A 22,851-nucleotide genomic window follows, 5' to 3' on the forward strand; every position below is an offset into this window, starting at 1 on the left:
GTCCAGCAGCGCCAGCGCCTGAGGCGCGTCCTCCACCACCCGCACCGCCAGCCCTTCGGCCGAGAGCAGCTGGCTGGAGGCATCCCGCACGTCGGCGTTGTCCTCCACGATCAGCACGACCTTGCCCTCCAGCGGCGGCCGCTCGACGGCGGCGGCGTCCAGCCGGCCGTTCGCCGTGGCCGCTGTCGCCGTCGTCGCCGGGAAGACCATGGTCACCGTGGTGCCGCGCCCGACTTCGCTGTCCACCTGCACCGTCCCGCCGCTGCCGGTCACGAACGCATGCACCTGCGCCAGCCCCAGGCCCGTGCCGTGGCCGCGGACCTTGGTCGTGAAGAAGGGCTCGAAGACCTTGCCGAGGATCTCCGGCTTGATGCCCTCGCCTTCGTCGGTGACCTCGATCGCGATCGCCTGCGGGTGGTCCGGCGTGGACGCATGCCGGGCGTGGATGCGCAGCCGGCCGCCCAGGTTCATGGCGTCGCAGGCGTTCGTCGCCAGGTTGGTCACCGCGATCTCGAGCTCGAGCGGATCCAGCGCGACCCGCGGCAGGCCCTCCTCCGCGCTGAGATGGAGCTGGCAGTGCGCGCCGACCAGCGAGCGCAGCGCATCCTCCATCTCGGCCAGCACCGGGGCGACCTCCAGCGGGCGCGGCTGGTTGCGTCGCCGGCCCGACAGCAGCGTCAGCTGCCGGGTCAGCGCCTCGGCCTTCTTGACGCTGCGGCGCATCACCTGGACGTCGCCCTCGACCGATTCGCCGGCGCGTCGCCGGATGATGGCCAGGCGGCCGGTGAGCACCTGCAGGATGTTGTTGAGGTCATGCGCCAGGCTCGCGCCCAGGCGCCCCACCGCGTCCAGCTTCTGCGCGCGGGCGAGCTGGGCCTCCGCCGTCTCGCGCTTCTGGACCTGCGCCTGCAGCTGCTCGGTGCGGTGCTGCAGCGTCAGGTAGGCATCGGTCAGTCGCTTCTGCACCGCGCGGAAATGCACCGCGACCACGCCCAGCATCACCGAGTTCGCCAGCAGGCCTTCGGCGCGGGCCATGTACCAGGCGATCGTGTAGCGCTGCCCGCTGTGGGTGCTCAGCCAGACGCCGGCGCCTTCCGCGACCAGCACGAAGGCCAGCCACGCGTAGATGGCCCGACCGAACAGCCCGCGACGCCAGATCAGCAGCACCGCGACCGCCGCCGCGCCGACGCTGAGGTAGGCGCCGACGCGGCTCACCGGACTGAGGAGCTGGCGGTCGCCGTCCGACCGCAAGGCGCCGAAGTCGGTGAGCTGCGAACTCATCGCCAACGCGCCGGCGGCCAGCAAGGCGGCCAGCAGCGGCCAGGCCGTCGGCCGCGACCGGCGGGGCCGACCGAGTCGGTCTCCGCCAGGATCGCCCAGACCACGAACAGGCCGAAGCCCGCGCGCCAGCCGACGAACAGCCAGCTGACCGCATGGGGCGAGCCGAAGATGGCCCGGTCCGCGAAAAGCGCGCCGGGGAAGGTCAGCACATGCAGGACGGCCATCAAGCTCGCGAACAGGTAGGCCGAGGCCACGATGACATGGGAGCGGTGCGGCCGCGGCGTCGAGATCAGCAGCCAGAAGGTGGCCAGGTCGATCATCGCGGTGGCGGCGCCGTAGATGCCGCTGATGTGGGCCAGCGGCGGCCAGGGCCGCGCCGCCCAGGGCGCCACCGCGGCCACCGAGATCAGCACCAGCGCGCAAAGCAGGGCCACGGCCCAGCGCTGCGCCGGACTGGCCTGCTCCTGCACGAACCCGCGGTATGGCATCGCCTCTCCCTCGCGTCGACCTGCACCCGTTCATCCGCCAAGCCGGCTCGCCGACACGCCGCGCACCGCGGGGAGTGCCTCCCGAGGGAGCTCGCAGCCCGTGCAGGAGCAGGCGGGATGCCCGCCTCCGCGGGCCGGCGATTCCGGAGATTCCCAGCCCAGGCGTGCAAATGCACCGCCCCGCACCGTCTTGTTGCGCGCGCGTGAACTTCCACGCCACACCGTCACGAATTCCTCACGTGGCCCGTTCCTATACTCGCCGCCCACAACACCGCGGAGGCCGTGCCTCGGACTTCCGCTTGCGCATTGCTTTCGAGGGAGGATCCCATGGTCTCGACGAGACACCAGAACGCCGCCATCCTGGCGGCCGTCGCCATCCTGGTCGCCGCCTGCGGCGGTGGCGGCGGCGAGGCCGGCGCCCCGCTGACCGGCACCAACAACCCGCCAACGGCCGGCACGCCCAGCACGCCCACGACGACGCCCGGCACCCCGACCGGCGGAACCGCCACCGCGCCCACGTTCCAGACGCAGCCGGCCAACGCCAGCGTGCTGACCGACGCCACCGCCAGCTTCACGGTGACCGCGTCCGGCAGCGACCTCGTCTACCAATGGAAGCGCAACGGCGCCGACATCGCCGGCGCGACCTCCACGAGCTACACGACGCCGCCGGCCACCTACGCCAACCACGGCGACCGCTACACGGTGGTGGTGTCCAACAAGGGCGGCAGCCTCACCAGCAACGCCGCGCAGCTGACGCTCAAGCTCAGCGCCAACCAGCAGGCCTTCGAAAGCACCATCCTCAGCCCGCAGCCGGGCAACTTCAACCTGCTGTGGTCGCTGCGGCTCAGCGGCCCGCAGGTGAAGGGCTCGAGCTTCCTGATCTCCGATTTCGGCCAGCTCGCGCTGTCGCCGCTGACGAACGGCCCGCAGACCTATCGCCAGAGCGATCCGACCTCGCTCGCCGCCAACCTCACGCTGCTCACGCCGGCGGACACGCGGGTGCTCAAGGACGGCGCCGTGCGGGTGGTGCCGTCCACCGGCGGCGCCCAGCGCGCGAGTTATGTCGGCAGCGACGTGCGCATGGACATCCTGGCCAGCGACAACACGACGGTGGCGTACTCGACGATCCGCAGCGAGTACCAGGCCGTGGCGCTGACCGGCACGCTGGGCAGCGCGCCGGACGAGTTCAAGCACTTCTACAACGCGGTGTTCGCCAACTCCGGCGTGCTCGACAGCACCGCCACCTTCGCCGCCGGCGCCGGCTACCTGAAGTACACGCAGAAGGCCGCTGGCGACCGCTACGACGTCTTCGACTGTCGCGGCGTCACGGCCGGCCCGGCCGTGTCCTCCTGCGTCGACGGCAGCACGCTGACGGACGTGTTGAGCGCGGGCTTCACCTCCAACAGCGATGGCCGCACCTACCACCTGGCCGACGGCGAGATCCGGACCGTCGGCGGCGTGCCGATCTGGGTCGCGTCGTCGCCGCGTCCGCAGTCGAGCACGCTGAGCGCGACGGTCCAGTACCGCATCTACTTCGAACTGGGTGGCAACGTCTACACCGGCTCGATGATCAAGGACGGCACGCTGCTGGGCGCCGGCTCGTGGGTGTCGAACCCCGCGGGCGCCACGCTCGTCGACCAGTTGACCTTCCTCACGTACCAGGTCCGCCTCAACCAGGCCGCGCGCGACAGCCTGAAGGCCGCGGTGAAGATCTGACGAAGGATCCGGCGCGCGGGCCGGACTAGGCCGGCCTCAGCCGAGGCCGAGCTCGGTCTGGATGCGCGCCACCGCCGCCTTGAGCTGCTCGACCTCGGCGCGCAGCGCGGCGAGTTCCTCGTCGCGCGCGCCGCCGGACGACCACGATGACGACGACGCGCCCGACGATGCAACGCCGCCCACCGGGATCTCCGGCGCTCCGCTGAGCAGGTGGGCCCAGCGCGCCTCGCGCGCGCCGGGGGCCTTGGGCAGCTTCAGCGCCAGCGCCGGCTCGCGCGTCGCCAGCTCCTCCAGGAAGCCCTCCACCGACGAGACATCGGCGAAGCGGTGCAGCCGCTCGCAGTTGATCCGCAGCTCCGCCGAGGTCTGCGGCCCGCGCAGCATCAGCACCGCCAGCAGCGCCTCGGCCTGGCCGGGGATGCCGTACACCCGCTTCATGTTGTGCTCGAAGCGCGCCACGCGGCTGCCGCTCACGCTGTTCACCAGGCTCATCGCCTTGAGCTCGTCCAGGGCCGCGGCCACGTCGGACTCGCCCGCGTTCATCACCGGATCGCGCGCCGTCTTCTGGTTCACGCCCAGCGTCAGGCTGTTCAGCGACATCGGATAGCTGTCCGGCACCGTGGACGCCTTCTCCACCAGCACCGCCAGCACGCGCGCCTCGAGCGCGCTCAGTTCTCTCACCGCCATCAGCTCGCTTCTCTCAGTCTTTCAGGGGTTGCCCGCCGGGGCTCAGACGCCGAAGCCGTCGTCGGCCTGGATGATCGCGCCATTGATGAAGCGACTCTCCTTGGCGCACAGCATCAGCAGCGTCGTGTCCAGGTCCTGCGGCGTGCCCACGCGCTTGCGGGGCAGCAGCTCCACCAGCTTGCGGCCCTGCTCGGTCTGCCAGTGGTGGTGGTTGATCTCGGTGTCGATGTAGCCGGGGCAGATCGCGTTGACGTTGATGTCGAACTTGCCCCACTCCAGCGCCATCGCGCGCGTCATGTGCACCACCGCCGCCTTGCTCATCGCATACACGCCGATCTGCGACAGCACCCGCAGGCCCGCCATCGACGCGATGTTGACGATGCGGCCGCCGGTGTAGGTGCCCGGCGCGGCGCCGCGCGCGCGGGCCAGCATCCGCTTGCCGACCTCCTGCGCGACGAAGAACGCGCCGCGCACGTTGGTGTCCATCACGAAGTCGTAGTCCTCCGGCGTCACGTCCACCAGCTTCTGGGTCGTGCTCACGCCGGAGTTGTTGATCAGGATGTCGAGCGTGCCGACCTCGGTCTCCGCGCGGGCGACCGCGGCCTTGATGCTGTCGATGTCGGTGACGTCCAGCTGCACCACGTGCGCGTCGCCGCCGCCGGCCTCGATCTCGGCGCGCAGCGCCTTGAGCCGCTCCACGCGCCGCGCCGCCAGCACCACGCAGGCGCCCGACTTGGCCAAGGTTCTCGCGAACTGCGCGCCCAAGCCGCTGGACGCGCCCGTGACGAGGGCCACGCGGCCCTCCAGATCGATGCTGTAGCTCATGGCAAGGTCTCTCGCAAAACTTCTCGTGTGACCGGACAAGGTGCCGGGCACGATAGCACGCGGGCCGCGCCGCGCCGACCTCAGCCCGCCATCACGGTCTGGATCTCGGTCGTCACCTGCGTCATCAGCTTGTGGACCGGGCACTTCTCGGCGACGGCGAGCAGCTGCTGGCGCTGCTCGTCCGTCAGGTCGCCGACGAAGGTGAGCGTGGCCTTGAGCTTGTACACCCCCTGCCGCTCCTGGGAGCCGTCGCGCTCGACCTCCACCAGCACGTCCTCCAGCGGCAGACCCTTGCGCTGCGCATACCAGAGCACCGTCAGCGCCTTGCAGGTGCCCAGCGCCGAGTCGTAGAGCTCATGCGGATCCGGGCCGGCGTCCTCGCCGCCGCCGGACACCGGCTGGTCGGCGGTGAACTGGTGGTCGCGGATGCGCACCGTCTGCCGCATCGGGCCGGTCCTGTCGCGTTGGATGTGGATGGTCATGAGGTCCTCTGCTCACATGGAGGCAGGCATGGTACGGCGCCCGCCTCGCGCGCAGCACCCCCATTCGGGTCGGCGCGACCGGACATCGCGCTGTCGACGTCCCTCTCTAGTTCACAAAAAGCACGACCGTTCTTTTTTTTGATCGCGCGGCTAGAATGCGCCGCAACCCGCCCCAGCCAGACCGCGAGCCGGCCCCCGCCCGCCGACCGCGCGGTCGCGGCCAGGCCTCTTACTAGAACGAGCAAGGATGACCATGACCTCCGAAGAACTTGTTGCCCAGTACGGTCCCCGCGACAGCATGGACTACGACGTGGTGGTCGTCGGCGGTGGTCCCGCGGGCCTGGCCACCGCGATCCGGCTCAAGCAGATCGCGGCCGAGAAGGGCCAGGAGATCTCGGTCGTCGTGCTGGAGAAGGGCTCGGAGGCCGGCGCCCACATCCTGTCGGGCGCGGTCATGGACCCCAAGGCCCTCACCGAGCTGTTCCCCAACTGGAAGGAACTGGGCGCCCCGCTGAACCAGCCCGTCACCGGCGACCAGGTGCTGTTCCTGAGCGAGTCCGGCCACACCGACACGCCGCAGTTCCTGATCCCGGGCTGCTTCCACAACGGGGGCAACTACGTCATCTCGCTGGGCAACGTCACCAAGTGGCTGGCGCAGCAGGCCGAGGCGCTAGGCGTGGAGATCTTCGCCGGCTTCGCCGCCGCCGAGGTCATCTACGACGAGCAGGGTCGCGTCAAGGGCGTGGCCACCGGCAACGTCGGCCTGGGCAAGGACGGCGAGCCGCATGAGGGCTTCCAGCTCGGCATGGAGCTGCACGGCAAGTACACGATCTTCGCGGAGGGTGCGCGCGGCCACCTGGGCAAGCAGCTGATCGCGAAGTTCCAGCTCGACGCCGGCAAGGATCCGCAGACCTACGGCATCGGCATCAAGGAGCTGTGGGAAGTGCCGGCCGACAAGGCGCAGCCGGGCCTGGTGGTGCACACCGCCGGCTGGCCGATGGACAGCGAGACCTACGGCGGCGGCTTCCTGTACCACCTCGAGGGCAACAAGGTGACGCTGGGCTTCGTGGTCGGACTCGACTACAAGAATCCGTGGCTGTCGCCCTTCGAGGAAATGCAGCGCTGGAAGACGCACCCCGCGATCCGCAAGCACATCGAAGGCGGCAAGCGCCTGGGTTATGGCGCGCGCGCGATCACCGCGGGCGGCCTGCTGAGCCTGCCCAAGCAGGTCTTCCCCGGCGGCGCGCTGGTGGGCGACGACGCCGGCTACCTGAACGCCGCGCGCATCAAGGGCAGCCATGCCGCGATCAAGTCCGGGATGATGTGCGCCGACGCGATCGCCGAGGCGCTCGCCGCGGGGCGCTCGCTGGACGAGCTCAGCGCCTACCCCGCCGCCTTCGAGCGCAGCTGGCTGCGCGAGGAGCTCGATCAATCGCGCAACTTCAAGACCTGGTTCAAGAAGGGCAACACCGTTGGCACGCTGATGACCGGCATCGAGCAATGGCTGCTGCCCAAGATCGGCATCAAGAGCCCGCCGTGGACGCTGCATCGCGACAAGCCTGATCATGCCTACCTGCGCCCGGCGTCGGAGATGCCGAAGATCGAGTATCCGAAGCCCGACGGCAAGCTGACCTTCGACCGGCTGTCGTCGGTGTTCGTGTCCAACACGAACCATGAGGAGAACCAGCCCGCGCACCTGACGCTGAAGAACGACAGCGTGCCGGTGGACGTCAACCTGGCCAAGTACGCCGGCCCGGAAAGCCGCTACTGCCCGGCCGGCGTGTACGAGTTCGTCGGCGACGCCGGCGCGCAGCGCCTGCAGATCAACGCGCAGAACTGCGTGCACTGCAAGACCTGCGACATCAAGGACCCGACGCAGAACATCGTCTGGGTCACGCCGGAAGGCGGCGGCGGTCCGAACTACGTGAGCATGTGAGCGCAGGCGGCCCGCGGCCGCCACGCGTTCACCAACGACAAGGCCCGCTTCGTGCGGGCCTTGTGCTTTCCAGCGTCGCGCCGGCGAGTGCCGACGCCCCGGCGGCGATCAGCGCGGCGTGAGCTCGCGCACCCAGCGCGCCAGCATCTGCTCCTCAAGCGAGCCATGGTGCTCCTGGTGCGCGAGGATCCGCGCACGCTCGTCGGCGGTGCGGTTCTGGCTGAGCTTGGCCTTCATCGTCCAGCGCTCGACCGGAATGCGGAAACCCACGATCGCGCCCAGCAGCTTGCGCTGGAAGTCCGCCGGCAGACCGCGCCACTGCGCGGCGTAATCGGGCTCCTGCGTCGCGATCAGGCGCTTGAGCAACGCATCCTTGCCGGCCTCGTCGTCGATGACCTGCACGCCGCCATGGACCTGCAGGGTCAGGTAGTTCCAGGTCGGCACCGACAGCGGCGTGTCGTAGTGGCTGGGCGAGATGTACGCGCCAGGCCCGTTGAACTGCACCAGCACCTCGCCGATCTCGCCGGACATCAGCGCCGCCACATGCGGGTTCGCGCGCGCGAGGTGGCCCTCGAGCCACCAGCCCTCGCCGGTCGACGCCTGGCCCGTCGCGCTGCTCGACGCCTCGCTCGGCGCGCCCCAGATCATCGGCACCGGTGTCGCCGACAGGCCGTGCGTGGGATCGATCAGCATCAGCGTGGCCAACGGATGCTCCTGGATCATCAACCGCGCGTGCGAGAGATCCGGCAGGTCGAAATGCTTGGGCGTGTACATGCGACCCACTGTAGGCCACATCGGGCCAAGCATGCCGACCCTAAATGCGAAAACCCCCGCAACTTGCGCTGCGGGGGTTTCACATCTGGTTGGCGGAGACGGAGGGATTCGAACCCTCGATGCAGGTTTTGCCCGCATACTCCCTTAGCAGGGGAGCACCTTCGGCCACTCGGTCACGTCTCCAACCGGAGAAGCAGCGACTATAGCATGGCTTTCCAGGCCCTCAACCGAAACTCCGGTTGAATCGCCGTGCGACCGGCGCTCAGGCTTCGATTTCCTGGTCCAGATCGAACGCGCGATGCAGCGCGCGCACGGCCAGTTCCATGTACTTCTCGTCGATGACGACGGAGGTCTTGATCTCGCTGGTCGTGATCATCTGGATGTTGATGCCCTCTTCCGACAGCGAGCGGAACATCTTCGACGCCACGCCCACATGCGAGCGCATGCCGATGCCGACGATGGACACCTTGCAGATGCGCTGGTCGCCGATCACCTTGGCAGCCTGCACCGCCGGGCCGACGGTCTTCTCCAGCAGCTCCATCGCGCGCTGGTAGTCGTTGCGGTGCACGGTGAAGGAGAAGTCGGTCTTCCCGTCCTGCGACACGTTCTGGATGATGACGTCGACATCGATGTTGGCGTCGGCCACCGGGCCCAGGATCTGGAACGCGATGCCGGGCTTGTCCGGCACGCCCAGCAGCGTCACCTTGGCCTCGTCGCGGTTGAATGCAATGCCGGAGACGACGGCTTGTTCCATTTGTTCGTCCTCTTCAAAAGTGATCAGGGTGCCGGACTTGGCTTCCTCGTTGATGTCGATGTCCCACGGCGTGAAGCTGCTCAGCACGCGCATCGGCACGCGGTACTTGCCGGCGAATTCCACCGAGCGGATCTGCAGCACCTTGGAGCCGAGCGACGCCATCTCCAGCATCTCCTCGAAGCTGATGGTGCTCATGCGCCGGGCTTCCGGCACGACGCGCGGATCGGTGGTGTAGACGCCGTCGACGTCGGTGTAGATCAGGCATTCGTCGGCCTTGATCGCCGCCGCGATCGCCACCGCCGACGTGTCCGAGCCACCACGGCCCAGCGTCGTGATGTTGCGGTCCTCGTCCACGCCCTGGAAGCCGGTGATCACGACGACCTTGCCGGCCTCCAGGTCGGCCTTGACCTTCGCGTCGTCGATGCTCTCGATGCGGGCCTTGGTGTACGAGTTGTCGGTCGACACGCCGACCTGCCAGCCGGTGTAGCTGACCGCGTCCATGCCCTCGGCCTGCAGCGCGATGGCGAGCAGGCCCACCGAGACCTGCTCGCCGGTGGAGGCGATCATGTCGAGCTCGCGCATCAGCGACGGCGAGGAACTGCCGGGCGACAGTTCCTTGGCCAGGCCGAGCAGGCGGTTGGTCTCGCCGCTCATCGCCGAGGGGACCACCACCATCTGGTGGCCGGCCCGCGCCCATTTGGCGACGCGCTTGGCGACATTGCGGATACGGTCGGTCGACCCCATCGAGGTGCCGCCGTACTTGTGAACGATCAATGCCATGGGAGTGTCAGAGACTGCTGGTGGGACGCCCTGGCGGCGTCCGCGTTAGCGCGGGAAGGAGGTGCACCGCGACCACAGCGGGCGATTCTAAGACGCGCCCTTGCCCGCAACGTCGCTGCCCATGCGTGATCCGCATGCATCCGGCACCCATCGCAGCGTCATTTGTGCTTCGCCGGCGTCCGAACGCCAGCGCGCATCCAGGCCCAGGCCGGGCACGAAGAGCAGACGTCCGTCGACGTAGACCAGGGGCCCTTCCCTCTGGACAGCGGGGATTCCCGCGCTCTGCCAGCATTTCTTCAGCGCCCGCGCGAGGCCCTTGGGATGCGACTGGAACTGCTCGCCGCCTTCGCGCCGGCGCAACTCGACATTGCTGAGCGCAGAAAGCGCGACGCCCCCCGTGGTCACGGGTTCGACATCGAATGCGCCGCCCCACGACGGGATCGGATGGCGGCCGGCGCGCGCGAGGTCGAGGCGCTCGCGCGGTGCGGAGGGGCTCATGGCGATGCCCAGTCCGATGAGCGACGCCGGCAACGCCTCCGCGGGCGCGAGAGGCGGCGTCTTCGAGCGGGTCTGCACGAAGAAGCGGCCGCGATAGAGGTGCAGTTCAGCATCGCCCATCGAGCTCGGAGCGCCCAGCGGCCATCGCGCCACCGTGGCAGCGGGCGCTTCGTCGAGGAGCCGTCGGATCAGCGTGGCCGGTGCCGCCCGTCCGCTGACGCGATGCAGCCAGGCCCGCAGCGCGTTGGTCGCGCGCGCCGGGCTGAGGGACGTCAGCATCGCCTGCGCGAGGCCGCTCGCATCGGCCCATTGCGCGAGATCATCCTCGGCCACCTCGCGCTGGAGTTCAGCCGCTTCCTGCGCCCATCCGGCCGCGCGCGCCAATGCGGTTTCCGCGCCCGCGCCCTGCGCCATCAGCGCCGGCCAGAGGGTCTGGCGCAGCCGGTTGCGCGCGAAGCGTGGATCGCCATTGCTGTTGTCGTCGACGAAGCTCAGCTTGTGCTCGTGGACATAAGCCTCGATCGCTTCCCGCGGATGGTCCAGCCAGGGGCGAGCCCAGCAGACACCGTCGCGCCACTGCGCGCGCGGCATCGAGGACAGGCCCGCGACACCGGCGCCGCGCAGGGCCTGCAACAGGAAGGTTTCGGCTTGATCGCGGCGGTGGTGCGCCAGCAGCAGCAGGTCGGCGCCGGCGGCCAGGGCCAGGCGCTGCAGCGCCTCGTAGCGGCCGGCACGGGCCCATGCCTCGGTGCTGTCGCCAGGCGCCGGCGCATCCGTCAGGCGCTCATGGACGAACTCCACCGGCAGCCCTTGCGCAGCCCACTCGGTCACCTGCTCGCGCAGCTGCGCGAGCCACGCGTCCGCGTGGGCGCTCAGGCCGTGATGGATGTGCAGCGCCACCACGCGGACACCGAATGAACGGGCGGCGCTGGCGGTGGCATGGAGGAGCGCCGTCGAGTCGCGGCCGCCGCTGCAGGCGACCGCGATCACGCGGCGTGGTGCCGGATCGCCGAGGGTGGCGGATCCGGCGGGATCAGCGGCTCTTGGTGTCGCTGAATCGACCATAGGCCTGCAGGCGCTCATAGCGGCGCTCCAGCAGATCCTTGGTCTTCAGGTCGGAGACCTGGCGCAGCGCATCACCAAGGGCGCGCTTCAGGTTCGAAGCCATCTGCTTCGGATCGCGGTGCGCGCCGCCGACCGGCTCGTTGACGATCTTGTCGATCAGGCCCAGGGCCTTGAGGCGATGCGCGGTGATGCCCAGGGCCTCGGCGGCCTCGGACGCGCGCGCGGCGGTCTTCCAGAGGATGGACGCGCAGCCTTCGGGCGAGATCACCGAGTAGGCGGAGAACTGCAGCATCAGCACCTGGTCGGCGACGCCGATGGCCAGCGCGCCGCCGGAGCCGCCCTCGCCGATCACCGTCGCGACGATGGGCACTTCCAGCTGGGCCATCTCGAAGATGTTGCGGCCGATCGCCTCCGACTGGCCGCGTTCCTCTGCACCGATGCCGGGGTATGCGCCCATCGTGTCGATGAAGGTGAAGACCGGCAGGCCGAACTTCTCGGCCAGCTTCATCAGGCGCAGCGCCTTGCGATAGCCCTCCGGGCGCGGCATGCCGAAGTTGCGCAGCGTGCGCTCCTTGGCGTCGGCGCCGCGCTGGTGGCCGATGACCATGCAGGCCTGGCCATTGAAGCGTGCCAGGCCGCCGACGATCGCGGCGTCATCCGCGAAATGGCGGTCGCCGTGCAGCTCCTGGAATTCGGTGAAGACTTCGGCGCAGTAGTCCAGCGTCTGCGGACGTTGCGGATGGCGAGCCACCTGATAGACCTGCCACGGCAGGACATTCGCGTAGATGTCCTTCGTCAGCTGGTGGCTCTTCTTGCCCAGGCGGTCGATCTCCTCGGAGATGTCCACCGCGGACTCGCTCTGCACGTAGCGGAGTTCGTCGATCTTGGTTTCGAGCTCGGCGATGGGCTGCTCGAATTCGAGGAAGTGTTTCTTGCTCATTCTCAGTAATCCACGGGTAGCGGATCGAGGCTCCGCCAAATGTACCATGTGGCCACCGAGCGATACGGGGCCCAACCTTCGCCCAGTTCACGGGCCTCAGCCCGCGACACCGGCTCGTCGCTGAAGTAATGCTGGCTGATGCCCTTTAGCAATCCCAGGTCGTCCAGCGGCAGCACGTTCGGGCGCATCAAGTGGAAGATCAGGAACATCTCGGCCGTCCAGCGGCCGATGCCGCGGATCGCGACCAGTTCCTCGATGATGGCTTCGTCCTCCATCTGCGCCCATTGGCGCACATGGACCTGGCCCGACTCGAAATGCTGCGCCAGGTCGCTGAGGTACTCGACCTTGCGCACCGAGAGGCCGACTTCGCGCAGCGCCGCCTTCTCCAGGCCCAGCACCTCGGTCGGCTTGATGCGGTTGGACGGCCCCGAGGTCAGCTCGGCGAACTTGTCCCACACGCTCTGCGCGGCCTTCACCGAAATCTGCTGACCGACGATCGAACGCGCCAGCGTGGTGAACGCGTCGCCGCGGCTCTGCAGCCGCGCTTCGCCGAATTGCGGGATCAGCTTCTTCATCACCCGGTCGCGCTTGACCAGGTGTCTGCAGGCCTCGTCCCAGTAGTCCGGGGTCACCCCGGCGGTCGCCACACGCGCCATCAGGCCTGCTCTCCCACCTTCGACGCGCGAACCCAGGTCGTGCCGGTGGCGGAATCCTTCAGCTCGATGCCCTGATCGAGCAGCGCCTTGCGGATGCGGTCGGCCTCGGCGAAGTCACGGCCCGCCTTGGCCGCGGCGCGCGCGGCGATCTGCGCCTCGATCGCGCCTTCGTCCAGGCCGGCGCCGCCTGCAGGAAGGCCTTGGGCGACTGCTGCAGCACGCCCAGCACGCCGCCGAGCGCCTTGAGCAGCCCGGCATCCTGCGCGGAGCGGTCGCGATTGACCTGGTTGGCCAGTTCGAACAGCACGGCCAGCGCGCCCGGCGTGTTGAAGTCGTCGTCCATCGCGGCCTTGAAGGCCGCCGCCGGCCCCTGCGTCCAGTCGATCGCCACGTCCGCCGGCGCCACCGCGTCCAGCGCGGTGTAGAGCCGGCGCAGCGCGGTGCGCGCGTCGTCCAGGCTGACGTCGCTGAAGTTGAACGGGCTGCGGTACTGCGTGCGCAGCATGAAGAAGCGGATCGACTCGCCGTCGAACTTCTCCAGCACTTCCTGGATGGTGAAGAAGTTGCCCAAACTCTTGGACATCTTCTCGCCGTCGATGTTCAGGAAGCCGTTGTGCATCCAGAGGTTGACGAAGGGATGGCCGAAGGCGCCCTCGCTCTGCGCGATCTCGTTCTCATGGTGCGGGAACTGCAGGTCCATGCCGCCGCCGTGGATGTCGAAGCGCTCGCCCAGCAGCGCGCAGCTCATCGCGGAGCACTCGATGTGCCAGCCGGGACGGCCTTCGCCCCAGGGGCTGGCCCACTTGGCCTCGGCCGGCTCGTCGGGCTTGGCCGACTTCCAGAGCACGAAGTCCAGCGGGTCGCGCTTGCCGTCGTCGACCGCGACGCGCTCTCCGGCGCGCAGTTGGTCCGGCGACTTGCCGCTGAGCTTGCCGTAGCCCTCGAACTTGCGCACCGCGTAGTTCACGTCGCCGCCGTCGGCGTGGTAGGCCAGGCCCTTGGCCTCGAGCTTGCCGATGATGTCCAGCATCTGCGGGACGTAGTCGGTGGCGCGCGGCTCGTGCGTCGGCGTGGCGATGCCCAGCGCCGCGAAGTCGCGGTGCATGGCCGCGATCATCTCGTCGGTCAGCTGGCGGATCGTGATGCCGCGCTCGAGCGCGCGGCGGATGATCTTGTCCTCGATGTCGGTGATGTTGCGCACGAAGGTGACGTCGTAGCCGCTGGCGGACAGCCAGCGATAGACGACGTCGAAGGCGAGATTCATCCGCGCATGCCCCATGTGGCACAGGTCGTAGACGGTGATGCCGCAGACGTACAGGCGGACCTTGCCCGGCTCGATCGGTTGGAAGGGCTGCAGCTGGCGGGTCAGCGTGTTGTAGATGCGCAAGGAAGACATACGTATGTCGCGCCGGGCCAGCGACGGGTCGCTGGGCGTCGGCGCATTCGACGGTGCGGTGCGGGTGGGGCGGAGGGCCGGCCGGGGGACGAGCGGGAGACGAAAGCTCGCTCTAGAATGCCCGGCAGTATAGCGGCCCGACTTTATGCCAAGACTCCCCGCCCTGTTCCGAGCCTGCTGCGTCGCCCTGGCGATGACCGGCGCGACCCTGACGCACGCCGCCGTGCTCGACGAGGCCCAGGCCCAGTGGGCCGCCGGCAAGCGCGAGCAGGCCATCCAGACCGCCGAAGCCGGCCTCAAGACCACGCCCGACGACCCCCGCCTGCGCTTCGCGCTCGGCACCATGCTGCTGGAGACCCAGCAGCTGGAGCGGGCCCGTGTGATCTTCACGCGGCTGACCGAGGACTTCCCCGACCTCGCCGATCCCTACAACAACCTCGCCGTCATCCATGCGGCGCGCGGCGAGTACGAGGCGGCGCGCCAGGCACTGACCCGCGCGCTGGACCTGCAGCCGGACCATGCGCAGGCGCAGGAGAACATGGGCGACGTGCTCATGCGCCTGGCCCAGCAATCGTATGAACGCGCGCTCAAGCAGGCGCTGGGCGACGACACCGCTCTGAAGGTCAAGCTGCAGCGCGTCACCGCGTTCAACAACGCCAAGGGCGCCCAGCAGCGATGATCGGCGGGGGCGCGCCCCGACCGCGCGCCACGCCCGCACACCGCCGCACATCGCCGCCCGCCCCCTTCCGCCACCCCCACCGACCCGAGGACCATGAGGACATCCCCACTCCTGCTCGCCGCCGGCGCCGCCGTGCTGAGCCTGGCGGCATCGCTCGCCCAGGCGCAGGTCGTCAAGCTGAACACCAGCGTCGGCGACATCAAGATCACGCTGGACGCCGAGAAGGCGCCCAAGACCGTCGCCAATTTCCTCGCCTACGTGAAGGCCGGCCATTACAACGGCGTGATCTTCCATCGCGTCATCGGCGACTTCATGATCCAGACCGGCGGCTACACGCCCGACCTGAAGCAGCGCCCGACCAAGGCGCCGATTCCGCTGGAGGCCGGCAACGGCCTGATGAACATCCGCGGCAGCGTCGCGATGGCGCGGACCAACGATCCGAACTCCGCGACCTCGCAGTTCTTCATCAACGTCGTCGACAACCCGGCCCTGGACCCCGGCTTCGCCGCCGACGGCCGCGGCTATGCGGTCTTCGGCTACGTGTCCGAGGGCATGGAGGTCGTCGACAAGATCCGGGCCGTGCCGACCGCGCCATCGCCCAAGAATCCGGCGTTCCAGAACCTGCCCGGCACGCCCATCCTCATCCACAAGGCCACCGTCGAGAAATAAGGAGTCACCGACATGAGCAAGAAAGTCGAACTGCACACCAACCAGGGTCTGATCACCCTCGAGCTGGATGACGCCAAGGCCCCCAAGACCGTCGAGAACTTCCTGGCCTACGTGGCCAAGGGCCATTACGACGGCACCATCTTCCATCGCGTCATCAAGGGCTTCATGGCCCAGGGCGGCGGCTTCGAGGAGGGCATGAAGCAGAAGCCCACCGACGCCCCGATCCAGAACGAGGCCAACAACGGCCTGAAGAACGACAAGTACACCGTGGCGATGGCGCGCACCAATGCGCCGCACTCGGCCAGCGCGCAGTTCTTCATCAACACCGTCGACAACGACTTCCTGAACTTCAAGAGCGAAAGCCCGTCGGGCTGGGGCTACGCGGTGTTCGGCAAGGTCGTCGGCGGCCAGGACGTCGTGGACAAGATCGAGAAGGTCAAGACCAGCCGTTCAGGCTTCCACGACGACGTGCCGGTCGACGCGGTCATCATCGAGCGCGCCGTCGCGGTCGAGTGAGTCGCGGTTCCGCCGCCCGCCCCGTGTCGCCCGCGCCCCGACTGCCGTCGCCCCTGGCGACGCTGCGGGCCGAGCCCGGCTGGCGGCGGATCGACCTGATCTCCGATCTGCACCTGTCGCCGGACATGCCGGCGACGCTGGCGCGACTGCGCGCCCACCTGTCGGCCACGCCCGCGGATGCGATCTTCCTGCTGGGCGACATCTTCGAGGCCTGGATCGGCGACGACGCGCGCTGGCAGGCCGGTACGTTCGAGCAATTCGCGCTCGAACTGCTGCGCGGGGTCTCCGCGCGCAAACCCCTCTTCTTCATGCACGGCAACCGCGACTTCGCGCTCGGCGAGCCGATGGCCGAGGACGCCGGCATGCGGCTGCTGCCGGACCCGGCGCGGCTGGAAGCCTTCGGACGCGGTTGGCTGCTGAGCCATGGCGATCAGCTCTGCCTGGGCGATGTCGGCTACCTGCGCGCCCGCGCGGCGGTGCGGCGTCCCGGGGTGCTGGCGGCGCTGCGTGCGATGCCGCTCTTCGCGCGACGCGCGCTGGCGCGACATCTGCGGGCGAAGAGCCGCATGCACCAGAGCGATCCCTCGACCTGGGCGGATGTCGACGACGACGCGGCCCGGGCCTGGCTGCGCGATGCCGGCTGCGACACGCTGATCCATGGCCACACGCATCGCCCGGCGCTCCATGACCTCGGCGACGGCCTCGCACGCGCGGTGCTGTCCGATTGGGACTACGACCACGGTCCCGGTCGCGGGGATGTGCTGGTGATGGACGCCCGGGGCCTGCATCGCATCGCACCGATGCACGCGGCCGCGCCGGACCCGCATGCGGGAGGCGGCTCGCCGTGATCGGCGACCTGCTCCAGCGCTGGCGCGCACGCCGCGAGCGCCAGCTGCTTGACCAGTACGCGATTCCCGACGAGCTCTGGACGCTGACGCTGGCGCAATACCCGTTCATCGCCCGGCGTTCCGAGGCGGACCGGACCGAGCTGCGCCGGCTCTGCTCGCTGTTCCTGGCGTCCAAGGAGTTCCATGGCGCCGGCGGCTTCGAGGTCACCGACGAGGTGGCCGTCGCCGTGGCCGCGCAGGCCTGCCTGCCGGTGCTGAAGCTGGGACTGTCCTGGTACGACGGCTTCGTCGGCATCGTCATGCACGAGGGCGAAGTGGTCGCCGCCCGCGAGACGATGGACGAGGACGGCGTGGTGCACGCGTACGACGAAACCCTGGCCGGCGAGGCGATGGAAGGCGGCCCGCTGATGCTCGCCTGGAGCGAGATCGCACCCGAGGCGACCGAGCGCGTGGAAGGCCACGACTCGGTCTACAACGTCGTCATCCACGAGTTCGCGCATGTGCTCGACATGCGCGACGGGGAGCCCGACGGCGCGCCGCCCATCGACGACCCCGCCCTGCGGCAGCAATGGGGCGCGACGATGGAGGCCGAATGGCACTGGTTCTGCGACCAGGTCGATGCGGGGCATGCAACGCTCATCGATCCCTACGGCGCCGAGGCGCCCGAGGAATTCTTCGCCGTCGCCGTCGAGGCCTTCTTCGTCGCGCCGCACGAGCTGCTCGCCGAGCAGCCGCGGCTGTATCGGCTCCTCGTTGGCTTCTTCAGGCAGGACCCGGCACGCGATTGAGCACCATCAAGGGAACCCGGGCCCCGTCTCCTCCGTCTCCCTCCTTTGGCGGCCGCCACGGCCGCCAAATTCCCTCCTTAAGCTGCGGAGACGGGGCCCGGGTTCCCTTGATGCGATACACCGAGCAGGCATGAAAAAGCCCGCGTGAGCGGGCTTTCGGTGGAGGGGGCGGGCGTCAGTCGGCCGTCGCCGGCTCCGCCTTGGGCTTGTTGTCCTTCTTGTTGGGCGTGATGTCGAGCTGGACCTCGCCCTTGTCGTCCACGTCCACGCTCAGGCGACCACCGTCGACCAGGCGACCGAACAGCAGCTCGTCCGCCAGCGCGCGCCGGATGGTGTCCTGGATCAGGCGCTGCATCGGACGTGCGCCCATCTGCGGATCGAAGCCCTTGGCCGCCAGGTGCTTGCGCAGCGCGTCGCTGAAGGTGACCTCGACCTTCTTCTCGGCCAGTTGGCTCTCGAGCTGCAGCAGGAACTTGTCCACCACGCGCAGGATGATGTCCTCGTTCAGCGCGCCGAAGTTGACGATGGCGTCCAGGCGGTTGCGGAACTCCGGCGTGAACAGCCGCTTGATGTCGGCCATCTCGTCGCCCTGCTCGCGCTTGGTCGTGAAGCCGATCGTCGACTTGGTCATCGCCTCCGCGCCCGCGTTCGTGGTCATGATGATGATCACGTTGCGGAAGTCGGCCTTGCGCCCGTTGTTGTCGGTCAGCGTGCCATGGTCCATCACCTGCAGCAGCACGTTGAAGACGTCCGGATGCGCCTTCTCGATTTCGTCGAGCAGCAGCACCGCATGCGGCTTCTTGGTGATCGCCTCGGTCAGCAGGCCGCCCTGGTCGAAGCCGACATAACCCGGAGGCGCGCCGATCAGGCGGCTGACCGCGTGGCGCTCCATGTACTCGGACATGTCGAAGCGGATCAGCTCGATGCCCAGGATGTAGGCGAGCTGCTTGGCGACCTCGGTCTTGCCCACGCCCGTCGGACCGCTGAACAGGAAGGAGCCGATCGGCTTGTCCGGCTTGCCCAGGCCCGAGCGCGCCATCTTGATGGCCGCGGACAGCGCATCGATGGACGGATCCTGGCCGAAGACCACGCTCTTCAGGTCGCGGTCCAGGCTCTTGAGCTTGCCGCGGTCGTCCGACGACACCGAGGCCGGCGGAATGCGCGCGATCTTGGCGACGATGTCCTCGACCTCGGCGCGAGTGATGGTCTTCTTCTGCTTGCTCTTGGGCAGCACGCGCTGCGCGGCGCCAGCCTCGTCGATGACGTCGATCGCCTTGTCGGGCAGGTGACGGTCATTGATGTACTTGGCCGACAGCTCCGCCGCGGCCTGCAGCGCACCGAGCGCGTACTTGACGCTGTGGTGCTCCTCGAAGCGCGACTTCAGGCCCTTCAGGATCTCGACGGTCTGGTCCACGGTCGGCTCGACCACGTCGATCTTCTGGAAGCGCCGCGACAGTGCCGCGTCCTTCTCGAAGATGCCGCGGTACTCGCTGAAGGTGGTCGCGCCGATGCACTTGAGCTGGCCCGAGGACAGCGCCGGCTTGAGCAGGTTGCTCGCGTCCAGCGTGCCGCCCGAGGCCGCGCCGGCGCCGATCAGCGTGTGGATCTCGTCGATGAACAGGATCGCGCCGGGCTGGTCCTTGAGCTGCTTGATCACCGCCTTGAGGCGCTGCTCGAAGTCGCCGCGGTACTTGGTGCCCGCCAGCAGCGCGCCCATGTCCAGCGAATAGACCACCGCCTCGGCCAGCACGTCGGGCACCTGCCCCTCGGTGATGCGCCAGGCCAGGCCTTCGGCGATCGCGGTCTTGCCCACGCCGGCTTCGCCCACCAGCAGCGGGTTGTTCTTGCGGCGGCGGCACAGCACCTGCACCACGCGCTCGACCTCGAGCTCGCGGCCGATCAGCGGATCGATCTTGCCGTCGCGGGCGTGCTGGTTGAGGTTCTGGGTGAACTGCTCGAGCGGGCTGCCCTTGCCGCCGCCCTGGCCCTGGCCTTCGCCTTCCTCGCGTTCGGACTCGGCACCGTTGCCTTCCGGGCCCTTCGGGGGCTCGGGCGGCTCGCTCTTCTTGATGCCGTGGGCGATGAAGTTGACGACGTCCAGGCGGGTGACGCCCTGCTGGTGCAGGTAGTAGACCGCGTGGGAGTCCTTCTCGCCGAAGATCGCGACCAGCACGTTGGCACCGGTCACTTCCTTCTTGCCGTTGCCGGTGGACTGCACATGCATGATCGCGCGCTGGATCACGCGCTGGAATCCCAGCGTGGGCTGCGTGTCGACCTCGTCCGTGCCACCGACGGTGGGGGTGTTTTCCTTGATGAACTGCGCAAGCGACTTGCGCAGGTCCTCGATATTCGCTGCGCAGGCGCGCAGCACCTCGGCCGCGGACGGGTTGTCCAGCAGCGCCATCAGCAGGTGTTCCACGGTGATGAACTCGTGGCGCTGCTGGCGTGCCTCGACAAACGCCATGTGCAGGCTGACTTCAAGCTCTTGCGCAATCATGCGGCCTCCATAATGCACTGCAGGGGGTGACCGGCGCGCCGTGCGGCCGCCGACACCATTTCGACCTTGGTGGCCGCCACGTCCTTGGTGAATACACCGCAGACGCCGCGGCCTTCGTGATGGATCTTCAACATGATCTGGGTGGCCGTATCCAGGTCATGGCGGAAATACTCCTGCAAGACCATCACCACAAACTCCATCGGCGTGAAGTCGTCATTGAGCATCAGCACCTGATACAGGCGCGGAGGCTCCGTCTTCTGAGCGACACGCTCCAGCGTGGTGGAATTCCCACCCTCCTCCGTGCCCGGCGGCGGCGCGCCGCCAGGGGGACCCGCCGGGGGGAACTGTTGAGCAAACAAAGGCATGAGCCGATTCTATAAACAGCGGGAGCACCCTACATGGGGACGGGCCAACGCCTGTCAATGCCCCGAGTTTGTCACCTTCGCGGCGCCACACCCCGGGGAGTTCCTCAATTGACACTGGCTTGACACGGATTTGAGAATCCGCCCCGGTGCGAAAAAGACACCGGGATGGAGAAGAACGATGGCAACAGGCACGGTCAAGTGGTTCAACGATGCCAAGGGGTTTGGCTTTATTGAACCCGAACAAGGCGGAGGGGACGTTTTCGCCCATTTCTCGGCCATTCAGATGGACGGCTTCCGGACGCTGAAGCAGGGCTCCAAGGTGAGCTATGAATTGGTCCAGGGCCCCAAGGGCCAGCTGGCCCAGAACATCCGCCCGCTGGACGGCGGCGATGCGATGGAGGCGCCCCTGGGCATCCCGCTGATGGCGGACAACCTGGCCGGGCAACAGCAGGCAGCGGCGTGACCCGCCTGCGCTGATCCACCGTCCACAGCAAGGCCCGCGCGAGCGGGCCTTCTGCATTGGGATAACCGCCGGCCGCCGCCGGGCCGCCGTTCGCCGATTCCCAAAAAAGAAAACCCCGGCGGGTCAGGCCGGGGTCGCGGGTCGGGACCGGCTTACGCCGGCCTGGACTCACATATTGTCAATCATGACCTGGCCGAAACCGGAGCACGACACTTGCGTCGCGCCGTCCAGCAGGCGGGCGAAGTCGTACGTGACCTTCTTCGACAGGATCGACTTCTCGATCGACGAGATGATCAGGTCGGCCGCTTCGGTCCAGCCCATGTGGCGCAGCATCATTTCAGCCGACAGGATCTCGGAACCGGGGTTCACGTAGTCCTTGCCCGCGTACTTCGGCGCGGTGCCGTGGGTCGCTTCGAACATGGCGACGGAGTCGCTCAGGTTCGCGCCCGGGGCGATGCCGATGCCGCCGACCTGGGCAGCCAGCGCGTCGGAGATGTAGTCGCCGTTCAGGTTCAGCGTCGCGACGACCGAGTACTCGGCCGGGCGCAGCAGGATCTGCTGCAGGAACGCGTCGGCGATGCTGTCCTTGACCACGATGTCCTTGCCGGTCTTCGGGTTCTTGAACTTGCACCACGGGCCACCGTCGATCAGCTCGGCGCCGAATTCCTTCTGGGCCAGGGCGTAGGCCCAGTCACGGAAGCCACCTTCGGTGAACTTCATGATGTTGCCCTTGTGCACGATCGTGACGCTGGGCTTGTCGTTGTCGATCGCGTACTGGATGGCCTTGCGGACCAGGCGCTCCGTGCCTTCCTTCGACACCGGCTTGACGCCGATGCCCGAGGTTTCCGGGAAGCGGATCTTCTTGACGCCGAATTCCTCCTGCAGGAACTTGATCAGCTTCTTGGCCTTGTCGCTCTGGGCTTCGAACTCGATGCCGGCGTAGATGTCTTCCGAGTTCTCGCGGAAGATGACCATGTCGGTCTTCTCGGGTTCCTTGACCGGCGAGGGTACACCCTTGAACCAGCGCACCGGGCGCAGGCAGACGTACAGGTCCAGTTCCTGGCGCAGCGCCACGTTCAGCGAGCGGATGCCGCCGCCCACGGGCGTCGTCAGCGGGCCCTTGATCGAGACGACGTAGTCCTTCAGGACCTGCAGCGTCTCCTCCGGCAGCCACACGTCGGGGCCGTAGACCTTCGTCGACTTCTCGCCGGCGTAGATCTCCATCCAGTGGATCTTCTTGGCGCCGCCGTAGGCCTTCGCCACAGCCGCGTCCACCACCTTGATCATCACCGGGGTGATGTCGAAGCCGGTGCCGTCGCCCTCGATGTAAGGAATGATCGGGTTGTTCGGAACGTTGAGCGAGAAGTCGGCATTGACCGTGATCTTCTGGCCGCCCTCGGGCACCTTGATGTGCTGGTACATGGAGTCGTCTCCGCGAATCGCGTGGGTGGGTGGGACAAACGGAAGCGCCGATTCTATGACAGCGAAACTTTCAATCGGCTGATGCCCCGGCCGGGTCCTGGAGGCTTCACCCGCAGTACGCGCGGATCTGCGCCCACAGGCCGTGACCGAGCGCCCACAGGGCGCCGGCGGCGAGCATGACGCCGGAGAACCGGGTCGCGATTCGCACACCCGACCCGCCACTGGCGACACCCCGCTCGGCGCCCAGGCGCGCCAGCAGCCAGGGGCCGGCGACCAGGCCCGGCGAGGAGCCAAGCGCGAAGGCCGCCATCACCGCCGCGCCCTGC

At 68.3% G+C, this 22,851-nt stretch carries 21 protein-coding genes, 1 tRNA gene and 2 pseudogenes; 8 read left to right on the forward strand and 16 right to left on the reverse strand.

The window, feature by feature from the left end; translation table 11 throughout:
- Together FUT87_RS04265 and FUT87_RS04270 are read right to left on the reverse strand one after the other, a co-directional pair.
- Positions 1-1,305: ATP-binding protein (locus FUT87_RS04265; protein ID WP_222617044.1), on the reverse strand; the 1,305-nt coding region annotated here is incomplete at its 3' end.
- Positions 1,278-1,769 carry an MASE4 domain-containing protein gene (locus FUT87_RS04270; protein WP_147240197.1) on the reverse strand — a complete coding sequence of 164 codons (492 nt, stop codon included), beginning with the start codon at positions 1,767-1,769 and terminating at the stop codon, positions 1,278-1,280. The genes FUT87_RS04270 and FUT87_RS04265, both read right to left, overlap by 28 nt.
- Positions 1,770-2,096: 327 nt before the next feature.
- On the opposite strand from FUT87_RS04270, the gene FUT87_RS04275 reads away from it, so the two are divergent.
- Positions 2,097-3,485 (forward strand): hypothetical protein, encoded by a 1,389-nt coding sequence (locus tag FUT87_RS04275; protein ID WP_147240198.1) that lies wholly within the window; start codon positions 2,097-2,099, stop codon positions 3,483-3,485.
- Between the two features lie 36 nt (positions 3,486-3,521).
- On the opposite strand, the gene FUT87_RS04280 is transcribed toward FUT87_RS04275, so the two are convergent.
- The 3 genes from FUT87_RS04280 to FUT87_RS04290 all read right to left on the reverse strand — a co-directional run bounded on the left by FUT87_RS04280 (position 3,522) and on the right by FUT87_RS04290 (position 5,479).
- Complete coding sequence (locus FUT87_RS04280) at positions 3,522-4,172, reverse strand: YceH family protein (RefSeq protein ID WP_147240199.1); 651 nt, start codon at positions 4,170-4,172, stop codon at positions 3,522-3,524.
- Positions 4,173-4,214: 42 nt separating this feature from the next.
- Entirely contained in the window at positions 4,215-4,997 is a 783-nt protein-coding gene (locus tag FUT87_RS04285; RefSeq protein ID WP_091732344.1) for an SDR family oxidoreductase, read from the reverse strand.
- Positions 4,998-5,077: 80 nt separating this feature from the next.
- Positions 5,078-5,479 (reverse strand): OsmC family protein, encoded by a 402-nt coding sequence (locus FUT87_RS04290; RefSeq protein WP_147240200.1) that lies wholly within the window; start codon positions 5,477-5,479, stop codon positions 5,078-5,080.
- A 253-nt stretch (positions 5,480-5,732) separates the two neighbouring features.
- Between FUT87_RS04290 and FUT87_RS04295 the strand changes: the two genes are divergently transcribed.
- Complete coding sequence (locus tag FUT87_RS04295; protein WP_147240204.1) at positions 5,733-7,415, forward strand: electron transfer flavoprotein-ubiquinone oxidoreductase; 1,683 nt, start codon at positions 5,733-5,735, stop codon at positions 7,413-7,415.
- 108 nt (positions 7,416-7,523) lie between these two features.
- Here FUT87_RS04295 and FUT87_RS04300 read toward each other — a convergent pair whose 3' ends face one another.
- The 7 genes and pseudogenes from FUT87_RS04300 to cysS all read right to left on the reverse strand — a co-directional run bounded on the left by FUT87_RS04300 (position 7,524) and on the right by cysS (position 14,278).
- The gene (locus FUT87_RS04300; protein WP_186830357.1) at positions 7,524-8,189 is read right to left on the reverse strand and encodes an FMN-binding negative transcriptional regulator; all 666 of its coding nucleotides are present in this window, start codon (positions 8,187-8,189) and stop codon (positions 7,524-7,526) included.
- A 90-nt stretch (positions 8,190-8,279) separates the two neighbouring features.
- Positions 8,280-8,372 (reverse strand) — tRNA-Ser (locus tag FUT87_RS04305).
- Between the two features lie 79 nt (positions 8,373-8,451).
- Entirely contained in the window at positions 8,452-9,723 is a 1,272-nt protein-coding gene (locus tag FUT87_RS04310) for an aspartate kinase (RefSeq protein WP_147240201.1), read from the reverse strand.
- Positions 9,724-9,810: 87 nt separating this feature from the next.
- The gene (gene tilS / locus FUT87_RS04315; protein WP_255511658.1) at positions 9,811-11,211 is read right to left on the reverse strand and encodes a tRNA lysidine(34) synthetase TilS; all 1,401 of its coding nucleotides are present in this window, start codon (positions 11,209-11,211) and stop codon (positions 9,811-9,813) included.
- Between the two features lie 43 nt (positions 11,212-11,254).
- Complete coding sequence (locus tag FUT87_RS04320; protein WP_091732330.1) at positions 11,255-12,226, reverse strand: acetyl-CoA carboxylase carboxyltransferase subunit alpha; 972 nt, start codon at positions 12,224-12,226, stop codon at positions 11,255-11,257.
- Between the two features lie 2 nt (positions 12,227-12,228).
- On the reverse strand, positions 12,229-12,882 hold the full coding sequence (locus FUT87_RS04325; RefSeq protein ID WP_091732327.1) for a DNA-3-methyladenine glycosylase: 654 nt from the start codon (positions 12,880-12,882) through the stop codon (positions 12,229-12,231).
- Positions 12,882-14,278 (reverse strand): annotated as a pseudogene (gene cysS / locus FUT87_RS04330) (cysteine--tRNA ligase). The gene FUT87_RS04325 and the pseudogene cysS overlap by 1 nt, the downstream one beginning before the upstream one ends.
- Before the next feature lie 193 nt (positions 14,279-14,471).
- Here cysS and FUT87_RS04335 point away from each other — a divergent pair.
- The 5 genes from FUT87_RS04335 (at position 14,472) to FUT87_RS04355 (ending at position 17,778) form a co-directional block, all read left to right on the forward strand.
- Positions 14,472-14,957: a tetratricopeptide repeat protein gene (locus FUT87_RS04335; RefSeq protein WP_175538452.1), complete on the forward strand. Its 486-nt coding sequence runs from the start codon at positions 14,472-14,474 to the stop codon at positions 14,955-14,957.
- A gap of 93 nt (positions 14,958-15,050) precedes the next feature.
- Positions 15,051-15,626 (forward strand): peptidylprolyl isomerase, encoded by a 576-nt coding sequence (locus tag FUT87_RS04340; protein WP_091732320.1) that lies wholly within the window; start codon positions 15,051-15,053, stop codon positions 15,624-15,626.
- Between the two features lie 12 nt (positions 15,627-15,638).
- Entirely contained in the window at positions 15,639-16,142 is a 504-nt protein-coding gene (locus FUT87_RS04345; RefSeq protein WP_091732316.1) for a peptidylprolyl isomerase, read from the forward strand.
- A 23-nt stretch (positions 16,143-16,165) separates the two neighbouring features.
- Entirely contained in the window at positions 16,166-16,990 is an 825-nt protein-coding gene (locus FUT87_RS04350) for a UDP-2,3-diacylglucosamine diphosphatase (protein ID WP_255511659.1), read from the forward strand.
- Entirely contained in the window at positions 16,987-17,778 is a 792-nt protein-coding gene (locus FUT87_RS04355; protein WP_091732314.1) for a zinc-dependent peptidase, read from the forward strand. Before FUT87_RS04350 ends, FUT87_RS04355 begins: the two co-directional genes overlap by 4 nt.
- 175 nt (positions 17,779-17,953) lie before the next feature.
- On the opposite strand, the gene clpA is transcribed toward FUT87_RS04355, so the two are convergent.
- Positions 17,954-20,275 (reverse strand): ATP-dependent Clp protease ATP-binding subunit ClpA, encoded by a 2,322-nt coding sequence (gene clpA, locus FUT87_RS04360; RefSeq protein WP_091732310.1) that lies wholly within the window; start codon positions 20,273-20,275, stop codon positions 17,954-17,956.
- Positions 20,272-20,640, reverse strand: coding sequence for an ATP-dependent Clp protease adapter ClpS (gene clpS / locus FUT87_RS04365; RefSeq protein ID WP_091732307.1), 369 nt, complete (start codon positions 20,638-20,640; stop codon positions 20,272-20,274). The genes clpA and clpS overlap by 4 nt, the downstream gene beginning before the upstream one ends.
- Before the next feature lie 178 nt (positions 20,641-20,818).
- Here clpS and FUT87_RS04370 point away from each other — a divergent pair, with 178 nt between their 5' ends.
- Complete coding sequence (locus FUT87_RS04370) at positions 20,819-21,103, forward strand: cold-shock protein (RefSeq protein ID WP_091732303.1); 285 nt, start codon at positions 20,819-20,821, stop codon at positions 21,101-21,103.
- Between the two features lie 168 nt (positions 21,104-21,271).
- On the opposite strand, the gene icd is transcribed toward FUT87_RS04370, so the two are convergent.
- Positions 21,272-22,525, reverse strand: coding sequence for an NADP-dependent isocitrate dehydrogenase (icd, locus tag FUT87_RS04375; RefSeq protein ID WP_091732300.1), 1,254 nt, complete (start codon positions 22,523-22,525; stop codon positions 21,272-21,274).
- A gap of 106 nt (positions 22,526-22,631) precedes the next feature.
- Positions 22,632-22,851 (reverse strand): annotated as a pseudogene (locus tag FUT87_RS04380) (sulfite exporter TauE/SafE family protein); the annotation flags it as partial.

The organism is Mitsuaria sp. TWR114 (assembly GCF_007997345.1).